Annotated in this window: 15 protein-coding genes and 1 pseudogene; 11 read left to right on the forward strand and 5 right to left on the reverse strand. The window is 67.9% G+C overall.

Annotation, left to right across the window (positions count from 1 at the left end; genetic code table 11):
• Window positions 1-2: 2 nt before the first annotated feature.
• A complete protein-coding gene (ahpD, locus tag RMCN_RS08860; RefSeq protein WP_067388463.1) occupies window positions 3-536 on the forward strand; it encodes an alkyl hydroperoxide reductase AhpD in 534 nt (177 codons plus the stop codon).
• Window positions 537-590: 54 nt separating this feature from the next.
• On the opposite strand, the gene RMCN_RS08865 is transcribed toward ahpD, so the two are convergent.
• A complete protein-coding gene (locus tag RMCN_RS08865) occupies window positions 591-833 on the reverse strand; it encodes a hypothetical protein (protein WP_067388465.1) in 243 nt (80 codons plus the stop codon).
• Between the two features lie 180 nt (window positions 834-1,013).
• Here RMCN_RS08865 and RMCN_RS08870 point away from each other — a divergent pair, with 180 nt between their 5' ends.
• Together RMCN_RS08870 and RMCN_RS08875 are read left to right on the forward strand one after the other, a co-directional pair.
• Window positions 1,014-1,664, forward strand: coding sequence for a response regulator (locus RMCN_RS08870; protein ID WP_110765802.1), 651 nt, complete (start codon window positions 1,014-1,016; stop codon window positions 1,662-1,664).
• 7 nt (window positions 1,665-1,671) lie between these two features.
• Window positions 1,672-2,856, forward strand: a complete 1,185-nt coding sequence (locus RMCN_RS08875; RefSeq protein ID WP_067388467.1) for a sensor histidine kinase — start codon at window positions 1,672-1,674, stop codon at window positions 2,854-2,856.
• On the opposite strand, the gene RMCN_RS08880 is transcribed toward RMCN_RS08875, so the two are convergent.
• On the reverse strand, window positions 2,853-3,992 hold the full coding sequence (locus tag RMCN_RS08880) for an acyl-CoA dehydrogenase family protein (RefSeq protein WP_067388469.1): 1,140 nt from the start codon (window positions 3,990-3,992) through the stop codon (window positions 2,853-2,855). The two genes, RMCN_RS08875 and RMCN_RS08880, sit on opposite strands and share 4 nt — an antisense overlap.
• Before the next feature lie 69 nt (window positions 3,993-4,061).
• The gene (locus RMCN_RS08885; RefSeq protein ID WP_234787619.1) at window positions 4,062-5,012 is read right to left on the reverse strand and encodes a DUF4436 domain-containing protein; all 951 of its coding nucleotides are present in this window, start codon (window positions 5,010-5,012) and stop codon (window positions 4,062-4,064) included.
• Between the two features lie 114 nt (window positions 5,013-5,126).
• Between RMCN_RS08885 and RMCN_RS08890 the strand changes: the two genes are divergently transcribed.
• The 5 genes from RMCN_RS08890 to RMCN_RS08910 are packed head-to-tail and all read left to right on the forward strand — an operon-like array spanning window position 5,127 to window position 9,227.
• A complete protein-coding gene (locus RMCN_RS08890) occupies window positions 5,127-6,242 on the forward strand; it encodes a Re/Si-specific NAD(P)(+) transhydrogenase subunit alpha (RefSeq protein WP_067388471.1) in 1,116 nt (371 codons plus the stop codon).
• Window positions 6,242-6,580: an NAD(P) transhydrogenase subunit alpha part 2 gene (locus tag RMCN_RS08895; protein WP_064348579.1), complete on the forward strand. Its 339-nt coding sequence runs from the start codon at window positions 6,242-6,244 to the stop codon at window positions 6,578-6,580. The genes RMCN_RS08890 and RMCN_RS08895 overlap by 1 nt, the downstream gene beginning before the upstream one ends.
• Window positions 6,577-8,010, forward strand: coding sequence for an NAD(P)(+) transhydrogenase (Re/Si-specific) subunit beta (locus RMCN_RS08900; RefSeq protein ID WP_064413031.1), 1,434 nt, complete (start codon window positions 6,577-6,579; stop codon window positions 8,008-8,010). Before RMCN_RS08895 ends, RMCN_RS08900 begins: the two co-directional genes overlap by 4 nt.
• Before the next feature lie 28 nt (window positions 8,011-8,038).
• Window positions 8,039-8,656, forward strand: a complete 618-nt coding sequence (locus RMCN_RS08905; protein ID WP_067388473.1) for a DUF3159 domain-containing protein — start codon at window positions 8,039-8,041, stop codon at window positions 8,654-8,656.
• 43 nt (window positions 8,657-8,699) lie between these two features.
• A complete protein-coding gene (locus RMCN_RS08910) occupies window positions 8,700-9,227 on the forward strand; it encodes a DUF2231 domain-containing protein (protein ID WP_067388475.1) in 528 nt (175 codons plus the stop codon).
• Here RMCN_RS08910 and RMCN_RS31240 read toward each other — a convergent pair.
• Window positions 9,224-9,337: pseudogene (locus tag RMCN_RS31240) on the reverse strand (CAP domain-containing protein); the annotation flags it as partial. The gene RMCN_RS08910 and the pseudogene RMCN_RS31240 sit on opposite strands and share 4 nt — an antisense overlap.
• A gap of 135 nt (window positions 9,338-9,472) precedes the next feature.
• Here RMCN_RS31240 and RMCN_RS08915 point away from each other — a divergent pair.
• Entirely contained in the window at window positions 9,473-10,156 is a 684-nt protein-coding gene (locus RMCN_RS08915; RefSeq protein ID WP_064413034.1) for a TetR/AcrR family transcriptional regulator, read from the forward strand.
• Window positions 10,153-11,949 (forward strand): acyl-CoA dehydrogenase, encoded by a 1,797-nt coding sequence (locus RMCN_RS08920; RefSeq protein ID WP_067388476.1) that lies wholly within the window; start codon window positions 10,153-10,155, stop codon window positions 11,947-11,949. Before RMCN_RS08915 ends, RMCN_RS08920 begins: the two co-directional genes overlap by 4 nt.
• Window positions 11,950-11,952: 3 nt before the next feature.
• Here the strand turns inward: RMCN_RS08920 and RMCN_RS08925 are convergent, their stop codons facing one another.
• Complete coding sequence (locus RMCN_RS08925) at window positions 11,953-13,059, reverse strand: alcohol dehydrogenase catalytic domain-containing protein (protein ID WP_067388478.1); 1,107 nt, start codon at window positions 13,057-13,059, stop codon at window positions 11,953-11,955.
• Window positions 13,060-13,116: 57 nt separating this feature from the next.
• Between RMCN_RS08925 and RMCN_RS08930 the strand changes: the two genes are divergently transcribed.
• Window positions 13,117-14,160 (forward strand): alpha/beta fold hydrolase, encoded by a 1,044-nt coding sequence (locus RMCN_RS08930; RefSeq protein WP_067388480.1) that lies wholly within the window; start codon window positions 13,117-13,119, stop codon window positions 14,158-14,160.
• The last annotated feature ends 41 nt before the right edge of the window (window positions 14,161-14,201 follow it).

The raw sequence follows: 14,201 nt of genomic DNA on the forward strand, positions 1-14,201 counted from the left end.
CCATGAGCATCGACAACATCAAGGAAGCGCTGCCGGAGTACGCCAAGGATCTGAAGCTGAACTTCGGCAGCATCGTCAAGAGCACCGAGCTGTCCGAGGAGCAGCTGTGGGGCGCCCTGGTGGCGACCGCCGCGGCGACCAAGAACGAGCGACTCCTGCGCGAGATCGCCGAGGACGCCCTGGACATCCTCAGCCAGGAGGCCTACAACGCCGCTCTCGGCGCGGCCGCGATCATGGGGATGAACAACTTCTTCTACCGCACGAAGGGCCAGCTCGACGGCGCCTATGACGACCTGCGTGCCGGGTTGCGGATGAACATCATCGGCAACCCCGGTGTCGCCAAGGAGGATTTCGAGCTGTGGTCGCTGGCGGTGTCGGCGATCAACGGATGCGGCCACTGTGTCGCCGCGCACGAGAAGACCCTGCGCGATGCCGACGTGTCGCGCACGGTGATCTTCGAGGCGATCCGGTTGGCCTCGATCGTCTCCGGCGTCGGCCAGGCGTTGCAGACCGCCGAGGTGCTGACCTCGGTCTGATCGCATACATGAAGCGGGGGCACCGAATCGGTGCCCCCGCTCTTGTGTCTGGACTCAGCGGTAGTAGCCCGGCTCCTCGACGTGGATGTGGTCGATGCGGTGGCCGTGGGTCCCCGACTGAACCGACGGAGCGTGGACGTTGGGCGTCGCGACGATGCCCGGTCGCGGGGTGTTGTCGGGGGTGTAGGTCCCTGCGCTGGCGGCTCCGGCGAAACCGAGTGCCCCGCCGAGGATCCCGGCTGCGAGGACCGGCAGCGCGACGAAACGGGCGAGGCGGCGATTGGTGTTGGTGGTCATTTCGAATCTCCTTTGATTCCTGGTTCTGTGTTCTTGACCACCGGGATGTTCCGGCGATGACTCAAGAGTGCTGCAACACCAGCTCGCTGTATGTGGGGCGACCGGCCCTCGGACGGGATGAATCTCATGTCCTCCAAATGGAGGAGGCGGTCGGCCCGCTGTGCCAAGCTGACACCCGTGGTGAGCGGCACGGCCGGTGAGAAGGTCCGGGTGGTGGTGGGCGACGACCACCCGATGTTTCGCGACGGCGTGGTCCGCGCGCTGGTCTCCAGCGGACAGATCGAGGTGGTGGCCGAGGCAGACGACGGCGTCGCCGCGCTCGAAGCGATCCGCTCGCATACCCCCCAGGTGGCGCTGCTGGACTATCGCATGCCGGGCATGGACGGGTCGGAGGTGGCGGCCGCGGTCATTCGGGACGAACTGCCCACCCGGGTGTTGCTCATCTCGGCGCACGACGAGTCCGCGATCGTCTACCAGGCGCTGCAGAACGGCGCGGCGGGATTCCTGCCCAAGGAGTCCACTCGATCGGAACTCGTCACTGCGGTGCTCGACTGCGCCAAGGGCCGAGATGTCGTCGCACCCAGTCTGGCCGCCGGCCTGGCCGGTGAGATTCGCAAGCGCTCCGAACCCAGCGGGCCGACGCTGAGCCCGAGGGAACGCGAGGTGCTCAGGCTGATCGCGTCCGGTACCAGCATCCCGGCGATGGCCAAGCAGTTGTTCCTCGCGCCGTCGACGGTGAAGACCCACGTGCAGCGGCTCTACGAGAAGCTCGGGGTCAACGACCGCGGCGCAGCCGTCGCCGAGGCGATGCGCCGCAAGCTGCTGGACTGACGCCGTCGTGTTGGACCGGATCGCGAGCTTCTTCGCCGAGGAACCCGTGCGCGTTTCGGCGGTGCTGAGGCTGCCGCTGCTCGCGCTGATCGGTGTGCTGGTGGCGATCTGGGAGGTCGACCACTGGCTGCCGGGCCTGTACGCGGCGGTGCTCGGGGTATGGGCGGTCGCGGCGGTGCTCTGGCTTGTCGCGGTCCTGCGCGGCCCGGTGCCCTGGTGGGGCGGCTGGGCCTCCACCGGCGTCGACGTCCTGATGATCCTGGTGCTGTGTCTGGTGTCGGGTGGCGCCACCGCCGCTCTGCTTCCGGTCTTCTTCCTCCTGCCCATCGCGGTGGCGTTCCAGGACCGGCCGCTGTTGACCGCGCTGCTCGGAATCGGCACGGCGACGGCCTATCTCGGTGCGTGGGTGGTGTACTCGAAACGCGACGACACGGTCGGGTTGCCGAACGTCGTCTACACCCATTTCGGCTTCCTGCTGTGGGGGTCGCTGGCGATGACCGCACTGTGCGTGGTGCTGGTCCGTCGCCAGGCCCGGGTGGCGAAGCTGCAGGCGGTACGGCGGCAACTGGTTTCCGAGGCGATGCAGGCCGACGAGCGCCACAACCGGGAGGTCGCCGAGAATCTGCACGACGGTCCGCTGCAGACGCTGCTCGCGGCGCGTCTCGACCTCGACGAACTTCAGGAGAACAACGGCGATCCCGCGCTGGAGGCGGTCCGCGACGCGTTACAGCAGACCGCCGCGGCGCTGCGCTCGACGGTGACCCAGCTGCACCCTCAGGTGCTGGCCCAACTGGGTCTCACCCCGGCGGTACGAGAGCTGTTGCGGCAGTTCGAATCCCGCGGTCACTATGAGATCGAGGTGGATCTCGACGACGTCGGCAAACCCGAATCGCAGCAGTTGCTCTACCGGGCGGCCCGGGAACTGCTCGCCAACATCCACAAGCACGCGGACGCGACAACCGTGCGGGTCGGTTTGGCGCGCCGAGGGGACCGGGTCGTGCTGACGGTCTCCGACGACGGCAAGGGCTTCGCCCCGGCGATCGTCGAGCAGTACGTCGCCGACGGTCATATCGGCCTGGGCTCACTGCTGGCCCGGTTCGACGCGATGGGCGGGTCGCTGCAGGTGAATTCGGCGGAGGGTTACGGCACGCAGGTCACGGTCACCTCACCGCCCGAACCACGCGCCGACTAAGCGGTGAGCCCGCGGGCGATGACCAGGCGCTGAATCTGGTTGGTGCCCTCGAAGATCTGGGTGATCTTGGCTTCGCGCATGTAGCGCTCGACGCGGTAGTCGCGGGTGTAGCCGGCACCGCCGAAGACCTGCACCGCGTCGGTGGTCACCTTCATCGCGGCGTCGGTGGCGATCAGCTTGGCGACGCTGGCCTGCTGCGAGTACGGCCGCTCCTGATCGCGCCGCCGCGCGGCGTCGACGTAGGTCGCCCGCGCGCTGGCGACCGCGGCGGCCATGTCGGCCAACAGGAACCCGAGGCCCTGATGGTCGATGATCTTGCGCCCGAAGGTCGTTCGCTCGTTGGCGTAGGCGACGGCCTCGTCGAGCGCGGCCTGGGCCAGCCCGGTGGCGACCGCGGCGATGCCCAACCGCCCGGAATCCAGTGCGGAGAACGCGATCTGCAGGCCTTGGCCCTCGGCCCCGATCAGCCGTTCGGAGTCGATGGGGGCGTCGGAGTAGAACGCCGACGTGGTCGGGATCGCGTGCAGGCCCATCTTCTCCTCGGGCTGGCCGAAGCTCAGCCCGGGCAGGTCACCGGGGACCAGGAAGCACGAAATGCCCCGTGACCCCTCGCCCGTTCGCGCGAACAACGTGTAGAAGTCGGCACGCCCGCCGTGGGTGATCCACGACTTGGAGCCGTTGAGGACGTACCCGTCGGCCGTTTTGGTGGCCGCGCAGCGCAGCGCCGCCGCGTCCGAACCGGCCTGCGGCTCCGACAGGCTGTAGGCGCCGATCTGCTCACCCGACAGCATGCCGGGCAGCCAGCGACGCCGCTGCTCGTCGGAGCCGAACATCAACAGGGGATGCGACGACAAGCTGTGCACGCTGACCGCCACCGCGACGGCCGCCCACCGCGCCGCCAACTCCTCGAGCACCTGGAGGTAGACCTCGTAGGGCTGGCCCCCACCACCCCACTCCTCGGGCTGGGGCAGGCTCAGCAGCCCGGCCGCACCCAGCTGCGCCATCACGCCTTCGGGATAGCGCTCGGCCTTCTCGTGATCGTCAACGATCGGGTCGAGCACCTTGTCGGCGATGTCGCGGGTCAGCGCGATGAGATCTTCGGCGTCCGGGGTGGGCAGCAGCCGGTCGACAGCCATCCGATGGCCTCCTGGTTGTGCGGAATCGACACAACGATAGGCGGGCCCCGTCACGTGGCAGACGCGACGTCAGTCGCTGCGTCTCCACCAGGCGGCGAAGTACAGCACCATCGCGCCGGTCAGCGCCAGCAGCACCCACAACACCAGGACCTGATCGATCCACGCGCCCGGCGGAGGAGCGCCGGGCATGAAGTTGCGGATCGGGATGATCGCGAACAGCGACGCGGCGTACCAGGTGCCGAACGGCGGCAGGAAGTTACGCCGCCCCCGCAGCATCTCGATCGACACGAAGAGGGCCAGCGCGGGCAGGGTGATCAACACCAGGCACAGGCCGACATCGAAGGCGAGCGGTCCCTTCGCGCGCTTCAACGTCACCGTCTCGTAGTCGCCGTCGCGGGCGGACTGGGTGGCCGGTCCGCTGCGCGTGCTGGTGATGTCCCACCCGTCGAGCCCGCCGGTCACCACGACCCGTGCGGGCTCGAACGTGCGGTCGTCACCGCTTCCGATGAGCACGTCGGCTCCCAGAGCCCCGACGGTGTACGAGTCGAACGGCCACTTGTCCGGGTCGCCCTTCGCGGACAGCGTGGCGCTGATTTCGGCGGGCAGCTGGCCCTTGGGGGTCTGCAGGTCCTGGATGTCGATGTTGACCTCATTGATGAACAGCCGCACCGCGATATCGGTGTTGACCACGTTGAGGTCGTTGTTCATGTGGTCGTCGGACGGGAAGACGACGACCTTGACGTCGATCTCGTTGGCGACCGTGTGCAGTTCCGACAGGGTGACCTGGACGATGTTGTCGTCACTGGTGCCGAGATCGGGAGGCCCCAGGGATACGGGCTCGCCGGAGAGATAGTGATACCCGACCAGCGACGCGATGTAGACGACCAGGATGATCAGCACGGTGGCGATGTCGTTGATCCGTGTGCGTCTGCGACTGGGGGACCTCGGCGCCCGGTCTGCTGGCCCGGTCGAGGCTTCGGGCACCGTCGAGTGTTCGGGCACCTTCGAGTCTTCCGGCACCTTCGGGATGCTAGTTCGCGCGGCAGCCGTTTCCGGTGCGCCGTGCCGGTGGAAATCCGCGACTGGCCGTACCGATTTAGATGTGACCAGCGGTTGCGGTTAAGGTGTTCCGTCATGACAGAGCAGACGCATGCTGATGTCGCCGAGGGGACGGGCCCGACGGTCGGGGTGGTGCGCGAATCAGGAGCCGACGAGCGCCGTGTCGCGCTGGTGCCCAAGGCCGTCGCCTCGCTGGTGAAAAGTGGTGTCGCCGTCGTCGTGGAATCCGGCGCGGGCGAGCGGGCGCTTCTGCCCGACGACCTCTACACCGGCGCGGGCGCGACGATCGGTGACGCCTGGGCCGCCGACGTCGTGGTCAAGGTCGCGCCGCCGACCGCCGCGGAGGTCGCCCGGCTCACGAGCGGCCAGACGTTGATCGGCTTCCTCGCTCCGCGCAACGACGACAACCAGATCGCCGCCCTGAAGTCGGCGGGTGTGCGAGCCTTCGCCGTCGAGGCGATCCCGCGCATCTCGCGCGCCCAGGTGATGGACGCGCTGTCGTCACAAGCCAACGTCGCGGGCTACAAGGCCGTGCTGCTGGCAGCCTCGGAGTCGACGCGGTTCTTCCCGATGCTCACCACCGCCGCCGGCACCGTGAAGCCGGCGTCCGTGCTCGTGCTCGGCGTCGGCGTGGCCGGCCTGCAGGCGCTGGCCACCGCCAAGCGGCTCGGCGCGCGCACCACCGGCTACGACGTGCGCCCCGAGGTGGCCGATCAGGTCCGCTCGGTCGGCGCGCAGTGGCTCGAGCTGGGTATCGAGGCCGCCGGTGAGGGCGGCTACGCCCGCGAGCTGTCCGAAGAGGAACGCGCGCAACAGCAGAAGGAACTCGAGCAGGCGATCACCGGCTTCGACGTCGTGATCACCACCGCGCTGGTGCCCGGTCGGCCGGCGCCCCGGTTGGTGACCGCGGCCGCGGTCGAGGGGATGAAGCCGGGCAGCGTGGTCGTCGACCTCGCCGGCGAGACGGGCGGCAACTGCGAGCTCACCGAGCCGGGGCAGACCGTGGTCCGCCACGGCGTCACGATCGCCTCACCGCTGAACCTTCCCGCCACCATGCCCGAACACGCCAGCGAGCTGTATTCCAAGAACCTCACCTCGCTGCTGGACCTGCTGATCAGCGACGGCAAGCTGATGCCCGATTTCGACGACGAGGTGGTGGCGGCCTCCTGCGTCACCCGGGGAGAGAACTGATGTACGACAATCTGCTGGCCAACCTCGCGATCCTGGTGCTCGCCGGGTTCGTCGGGTTCGCCGTGATCTCCAAGGTGCCCAACACCTTGCACACACCGTTGATGTCGGGCACCAACGCCATCCACGGCATCGTGGTGCTCGGTGCGCTGATCGTGCTGGGCGATCTGCCCGCCGACGCGCCCTGGGGTGTGCGCACCATCGCGTTCGTGGCGTTGATCTTCGGCACGCTCAACGTGATCGGCGGCTTCCTGGTCACCGACCGGATGCTGGGGATGTTCAAGGGGCGAAGGCCCGATCCCAAGGCAGTCGAGACGACGGAAGCGGCGGCTGACAAGTGAACTATCTCGTCACAGTCCTCTATATCGTCGCGTTCTCACTGTTCATTCTCGGCCTGTCCGGGCTGACCGGGCCCAAGACCGCGGTGCGGGGCAACTGGATCGCCGCCACCGGTATGGCCATCGCCGTGATCGCCACGCTGATCAAGGTGCGCGACACCGCGCCGATCAACTGGGTGCTGATCGTGGCCGGATTGGCGCTCGGCGTGATTCTCGGTGTGCCGCCGGCCAAGAAGACCAAGATGACGGCGATGCCGCAGTTGGTGGCGCTGTTCAACGGCGTCGGCGGCGGCACCGTTGCGTTGATCGCGTGGGCGGAGTTCATCGAGACCGACGGCTTCGCGCATTTCACGCCCGACCAGCATCCGACGGTGGCGCTGGTGGGCGGGTCGCTGCTCGCCGCGATCATCGGCTCGGTGTCGTTCTGGGGTTCGCTGGTGGCCTTCCTCAAACTGCAGGAGTCGATCCCGAAGAACGTCGAGAAGCGACTTGTCGCCTCGGCGAAGCTGTTTCAGGCCGCCAATGTGCTGCTGCTGCTCGGTGCGACCGCCGCAGCCATCTACATCGGGCTCAACGCGGGAACCGGCAGCCCGGGCTGGACGATCGCGCTTGTCCTCGTGTTCGCCGGCCTGATGGGCCTGTTCGTGGTGTTCCCGATCGGCGGCGCGGACATGCCGGTCGTCATCTCCTTGCTCAACGCGCTGACCGGATTGTCGGCTGCCGCAGCGGGTCTGGCGTTGGACAACACCGCGATGATCGTCGCGGGCATGATCGTCGGCGCATCCGGTTCGATCCTGACCAACCTGATGGCCGTGGCGATGAACCGGTCGATCCCGGCGATCGTGTTCGGTTCCTTCGGCGGCGGCGCCGACGCGGTGGCGGGTCCGGGGGGCGACCAGGGCACCGTGAAGGCGACCTCGGCCGCGGACGCGGCGATTCAGATGGCGTATGCCAACCAGGTGATCGTCGTCCCCGGTTATGGGCTGGCTGTCGCGCAGGCCCAGCACACCGTCAAGGAGATGGCCGACCTGCTGGAGAGCAAAGGCGTCGAGGTGAAGTACGCCATCCATCCCGTCGCCGGCCGCATGCCGGGGCACATGAACGTGCTGCTGGCGGAGGCCGACGTCGAGTACGACTCGATGAAGGAGATGGACGACATCAACGGCGAATTCGGCCGCACCGACGTCACTTTGGTCATCGGCGCCAACGACGTCACCAATCCGGCCGCGCGCAACGACCCCTCGAGTCCGATTCACGGCATGCCGATCCTCAACGTCGACGAGTCCCGGTCGGTGATCGTGCTCAAGCGGTCGATGAACGCGGGCTACGCGGGCATCGAGAACCCGCTGTTCTTCCTCGACCAGACCTCGATGCTGTTCGGGGACGCCAAGAAGTCGGTCACCTCGGTGATCGAGGAACTCAAGGCGCTCTAGTCGACCGGCCGGCCGTAAGCTCGGGCGGGTGACGCAGGGACGTTCGCCGGTCGAGGTCTTGCTGGCCCGTGCGGGTGGCGTCCGCGGGCTGATCTGCTCCGCGCTGCCGGTCGCGGTGTTCGCCGTGTCGTCGCCGACGCTCGGCCTTCCGGTGGCCACCGGGGCCGCCGTGGGCGCCGCGGCGCTCATAGCGGCTTGGCAGCTGCTGCAACGAGGTTCGATACGGCCCGCCCTGTTCGGCTTCGCCGGGGTGGCGGTTTGTGCCGCCCTGGCATTGATGACCGGCCGCGCCAAGGACTTCTATCTTCCGGGCATCTGGATGTACCTGGGCCTGGCGATCGCGTTCACGATGTCGCTGGTGGTGCGGCGTCCGCTGGTGGGAGTGGTGTGGGCGTGGATCACCGGACGTGACGGCGCCTGGCGGCGGGTGCGGCGCGTGCGCCTGGCCTTCGACATCGCCACCGCGGTGATGGCCGCCGCCTCGTGGTCGCGCTTCGCGGTGCAGTTCTACCTCTACGACACCGACCGGGAGGGACTGCTCGCGGTGGCGCGCGTCGCGATGGGTTGGCCGATCTTCGTGGTCACCTCCTCGGTGATCTACCTCGCGATCCGTACGGCGCTGCGTACGCTGTCGCGCGCCGCTTGACGCCGAGCGGTTCAGCCGGCGACGCGCGGGTAATCCGGACGGCATGGACATGCACGCCCTTCTTCAGATCCCCGAATCGGCCGACTCTCTCGACGCGGTCGCGGACCGGATGGCCGATGCCGTCGACCGGGTGCTCGGCGACGGCGCGCTGGCACAGGGTCTGCGCGGTTCGTGGCTGGGCCACCCCACACATCCGCTGATGATCACCCTGCCCATCGGCGCGTGGATGTCGTCGATGGTGCTGGATCTGGTGTTCAAGGACCGCGACGCCGCGCGGCAGCTCATCGCGATCGGGTTGGCCGCCACACCGCCCGCTGTGCTGGCCGGGCTCGCGGAATTCCCGACGCTGGGCAAGCGGCAGCGACGGGTCGGACTCCTGCACGCGGCGGGCAACACGGTCGCGGCGGTGTCGTTCTGGGTGGCCTATCGGAAGTACAAGCGAGGCAAGGTGGGTGCGGCGCGCGCGTTCAGCGTGCTGGGGTTGACCGCGGTCTCAGTGGGCGGCGCGCTCGGCGGACATCTGTCCTACGCCCAGGGTGCGGGTGTGCACCGCTGGCAGTTGACGGCTTAAACCGGAGGGTAGGCCGGTGGGGGGTAGACGCCGCGAAGAATCCAGGCGAACCAGTTCGCTCCGTACTCCAGCTCGTCGCTCGCGTCATAGTCCGGATTCGGATCCATGGGGTCACCTCTCGAGTACGGGCCGGTTATGAGGGAAGTCTAGACCCGCCTTGCGGCCGGCGACACCCCCAACACCTACACTGCCAACCAGTTGATTGACACCCGGACGAGGTTCCGGCCTGCATATAGTGAGTCGCCATGCCCTCTTCGGACGCCGCCACCACGAACGGGAGGACCCGTCGCGACGAATTGCTGGCCGTCGCGACCAAGCTCTTCGCCGCGCGCGGCTACCACGGCACCCGGATGGACGATGTCGCCGATGCGGTCGGCCTGAACAAGGCGACGGTTTACCACTACTACGCCAGCAAGTCGCTGATCCTCTACGACATCTACAAGGGCGCGGCCGACTTCACCGTCGATGCGCTGCACGACGACCCCTCGGCGTCGGCCCGCGAGACGATCTATCACTTCACCCGCCGGCTGCTGGTCGGCATCGCCAGCGACATCGAACGCGCGGCCGTCTACTTCCAGGAGGGCCCCTACATCGGTGAGTGGTTCACCGAGGACCAGGTGGCCTATATCCGGGAGAAGGAGGCGCAGGTCTACGAACACGTGCGCGACGTCATCGACCGCGGCATCGCCAGCGGCGAGTTCTACGACTGCGATTCGCACGTGCTCGCCCTCGGCTACATCGGCATGACGTTGGGTGCCTACCGCTGGCTGCGGCCGCACGGCAGGCGCACCGCACAGGAGATCGCGGTCGAGTTCAGCACGGCGCTGTTGCGCGGCCTGATCCGCGACGAGTCGGTGCGGGCGGAGTCGCCATTGGGTATCGAGGTCGATGCGCTGCCCGGTGAACCCGACACCGCCACCGCACCGTGAAATCGCTACTGCTGTCGCGTCGCGACCTCGATTTCCTGCTCTACGAGTGGTTGCGGGTCGAGGAGCTGACCGAGCGCGAGCGGTTCGCCGAGCACTCCCGCGAGACCTTCGACGCGGTGCTGGAGCTGTGTGAGCAATTGGCGACGCGGTACTTCGCTCCGCACAACAAGAAGAGCGACGCCAACGAACCCACCTTCGACGGTGAGAAGGTCACCGTCATCCCCGAGGTCAAGGAGGCCTGGGACGCGTTCGCCGAGGCCGACCTGATCGCGATGTCGATGGAGCACCGGCTCGGCGGCGCGCAGCTTCCCGCGACCGTGGCGCAGGCCGCCTTCGCCTGGTTCTCGGCGGCCAACCTCAGTACGACTGGTTATCTCATGCTGACGATGGCCAACGCCAACCTGCTGGCCCGGTTCGGGACCGGCGAGCAGGTCGAGCGGTTCGTCAAACCGATGCTCGCAGGCCGCTTCTCGGGCACCATGGCGTTGTCGGAGACTCAGGCGGGTTCGTCGTTGGCCGACATCGTCACCCGCGCCGAACCGCAGGAGGACGGCACCTTCCGGCTGTTCGGGTCCAAGATGTGGATTTCGGGCGCCGAACACGAACTGACCGACAACATCGTCAACCTGGTGCTCGCCAAGATTCCGGGCGGACCACCGGGAACCAAGGGCATCTCGTTGTTCATCGTGCCCAAGTACCTGCCCACCGGCGACGGTGCGGTCGGTGAGCGCAACGACGTCGTACTGGCCGGGTTGAACCACAAGATGGGCCAACGCGGCATCACGAACACGGTGCTGAACCTCGGCGAGGGTGCGTACACACCCGGCGGGAAGCCGGGCGCGGTCGGATACCTGGTCGGTGAACCGCACCGCGGCATCGCCTACATGTTCACGATGATGAACGAGGCGCGCCTCGGCGTGGGGATGGGTGCGGTGGCGCTCGGTTACACCGGCTATCTGAAGTCGGTGCAGTACGCCCGCGAGCGCCCACAGGGGCGCCCGATCAGCGGCAAGGACCCGTCGACGCCTCAGGTGCCGATCATCGAACACGCCGATGTCAAGCGGATGTTGTTGGCGCAGAAGGCCTATGCCGAAGGCGGGCTTGCGCTGCTGCTGTACTGCGCCAAGCTCGTCGACCTCCAGCACAGCTCGGCCTCCGATGAGGAGCGGGACAGCGTCACCCTGCTTCTCGAGATGCTGACACCGGTCGGCAAGAGCTGGCCGTCGCAATGGTGTCTGGAGGCCAACAGCCTGGCGATCCAGGTGCACGGCGGGTATGGCTACACCCGCGAATACGACGTCGAGCAGCATTACCGCGACAACCGGCTCAATCCGATCCACGAGGGGACGCACGGCATCCAGAGCCTGGACCTGTTGGGCCGCAAGGTCCCCGCGCGCGGTGGTGCGGGGTTGGCGGCTTTGGGTGCGGCGATCGGGCGCACCGTCGCCGAGGCGGGCCCGCTGGGCGGCCGGATCGCCGAACACGCAGGACTGTTGGACGCGGCATGGCAGCGCCTCACCGCGGTCACCGCTGAGATGTTCGGCTCCGGGGACGTCGAGGCCGCGATGGCCAACAGCGTGATCTACCTCGAGGCGTTCGGCCACATCGTCGTCGCCTGGATCTGGCTGCAGCAGGAGATCGCCGCGCACGGACGCAGCGGGGACTTCTATGAGGGCAAGCGCCAAGCCGGCCGCTACTTCTTCCGGTACGAACTGCCCAAGACCGCACCACAACTCGACCTGCTCGCCAGCTTGGACCGCACCACGATGGACATGCGCGACAGGTGGTTCTGACGTTCAGTCGAAGCGGATGACCTGACGCACGGCTCGGCCGTCGGCCAATTCGTCCATGCCGGAATTGATTTCGTCGAGTGCGATCGTCGACGACACCAAAGACTCCACCGGCAACCGTCGCGCGCGCCACAGCTCGACGAAGTGGGGGATCTCTCGGGCGGGCACCGCTGAACCGAGGTAGCTGCCGATCAGTGAGCGTCCCTCGGCGACGAAACCCAACGGCGACAACGACACCCGTGCATCCGGCCGGGGCAGGCCGACCGTCACCGTGCGCCCGCCCGGCGCGGTGAGCTCCACCGCGGTCTCCAGGGCGCTCGGATGACCGACGGCCTCGATCACGACGGCGGCTTTGAACCCGCTGTCCCGGGCCTCTTGCGGGGTGTAGGCGTCGTGCACCCCGAGGCGGCGGGCCCGCTCGAGTTTGTCGGGTAGCTGGTCGATGCCCACCACGCGGACGTCCTCGGCGGCCAGTGCGGTCAGCGCAGCGGCCATCCCGACACCGCCGAGCCCGACGATGGCCACGGTGTCGCCCGGGCGTGGCCGGCCGGCGTTGATCACCGCGCCGCCGCCGGTGAGCACCGCACAGCCCAGCAGCGACGCCACCACCGCGGGAACGTCGTCGGGCACCGGCACGACGGAACGCCGGTCGACGACCGCGTGGGTGGCGAAACCGGAGACGCCGAGGTGGTGGTGGACCGGTTCGCCGTCCCGCGACAACCGGCGTTGGCCGGTCATCAGCGTGCCCGCCCCGTTCGCTGCCGAGCCCGGCTCGCAGGGGGTCAGACCGTCCGTCGCGCAGGCCCGACATTCACCGCACCGGGGCAGGAAGGTCATCACCACCCGTGTCCCGGTTGCGACGTCGGATCCGCCCGCGCCGATCTCTTCGACGACGCCGGCCGCCTCGTGGCCGAGGAGCATGGGCACGGGCCGCACGCGGTTGCCGTCGACGACCGACAGGTCGGAGTGGCACAGACCCGCGGCCTCCACCCGCACCAGCAGTTCGCCCGGTCCGGGCGCGGCGAGGTCGAGTTCGCCGACCGTCAGGGGTTTGGACGCGGCGTACGGCCGCGGACGGCCGATCTCTTCCAGAACGGCGCCGCGGATCCTCATGGATGCAGTCTGCCGCGAGCCGACGATCCCCGAGTCGATTCGGATTACGCTGCTCGAGTGCTGGCACGGTCCGAGATCCGGTTTCTGCCTGTGGGCGAACGCCGCATCGCCTACGAAGTGCGCGGCAGTGGCCCACCGCTGATCGCTCCGGCGTGGTGGGTCAGCCATCTCGAACTCGACTGGCAGAACAGCGACTTTCGTCGCTTCTGGGAGGGAATCGCCGACGGATACACGTTGATCCGCTACGACCGGCTCGGAGTCGGCATGTCCGACCGCACGTTGCACGATGCCGATCTGAATCTCGACAACGAGGTCGCGACGCTGCGCTCACTCATCGACGAGCTGGGGCTCGAGCACGTTTCGCTCATCGGGGGCTCATCGGGGAGTTGCACGGCAATCGCGTTTGCCGCGACGTTCCCCGAGTGTGTCGAGCGGTTGGTGTTGTACGGGTCGTATTCGGATGGAACGCAACTCACGGCGCCGGGCGTCGGTGAGGCGATATCGGCTGCGATACAGGCACATTGGGGCCTGGGATCACGTCTTCTGGGTGACATCTTCCTCGGCAGGGCCGACGCTGACGAGCACGAGCGTTTCGTCCGGCTACAGCGCGAGGCGGCGACGGCCGAGACCGCCGCTGCCGTGTTGGCCCTCGTCTATCGCCTCGATGTTCGAGCCCATCTCGCGCGTGTCCACGCGCCAACGGTGGTGGTGCATCGCCGAGACGACCGTGCGGTGCCGTACCGGCTCGGGCGCGAGGTGGCCGCCGCAATTCCGGGTGCCACGTTCATTCCGCTCAAAGGAAGCGCGCACTTCCCGTGGCACGGGGATGCCGAATCCGTCGTTCGCGCGTGCCGCGAAACACTGGCCACGACACCGCATCCGCCAGCGCGTCACGCGAGTAGCCAGGAGCAGGTGTTGTCGTCTCGCGAGCGCGAGATTCTGGCTTGCATCGCGCGCGGTCTCAGCGACCGCGAGATCGCCGAAGATCTCGTCCTGAGCCCGCACACCGTGCACCGCCACGTCGCGAACATCCGCCGCAAGCTGGGCCGCACCTCACGCACTGCCGCCGTCGCGGAAGCCGCGCGACTGGGACTGCTGTGAGGTAGCCGAAAGGGGCCATCTGCAGAAGATGGCCGCATCGG

This window comes from Mycolicibacterium novocastrense (assembly GCF_001570485.1).
In the GTDB taxonomy this organism is placed as follows: domain Bacteria; phylum Actinomycetota; class Actinomycetes; order Mycobacteriales; family Mycobacteriaceae; genus Mycobacterium; species Mycobacterium novocastrense.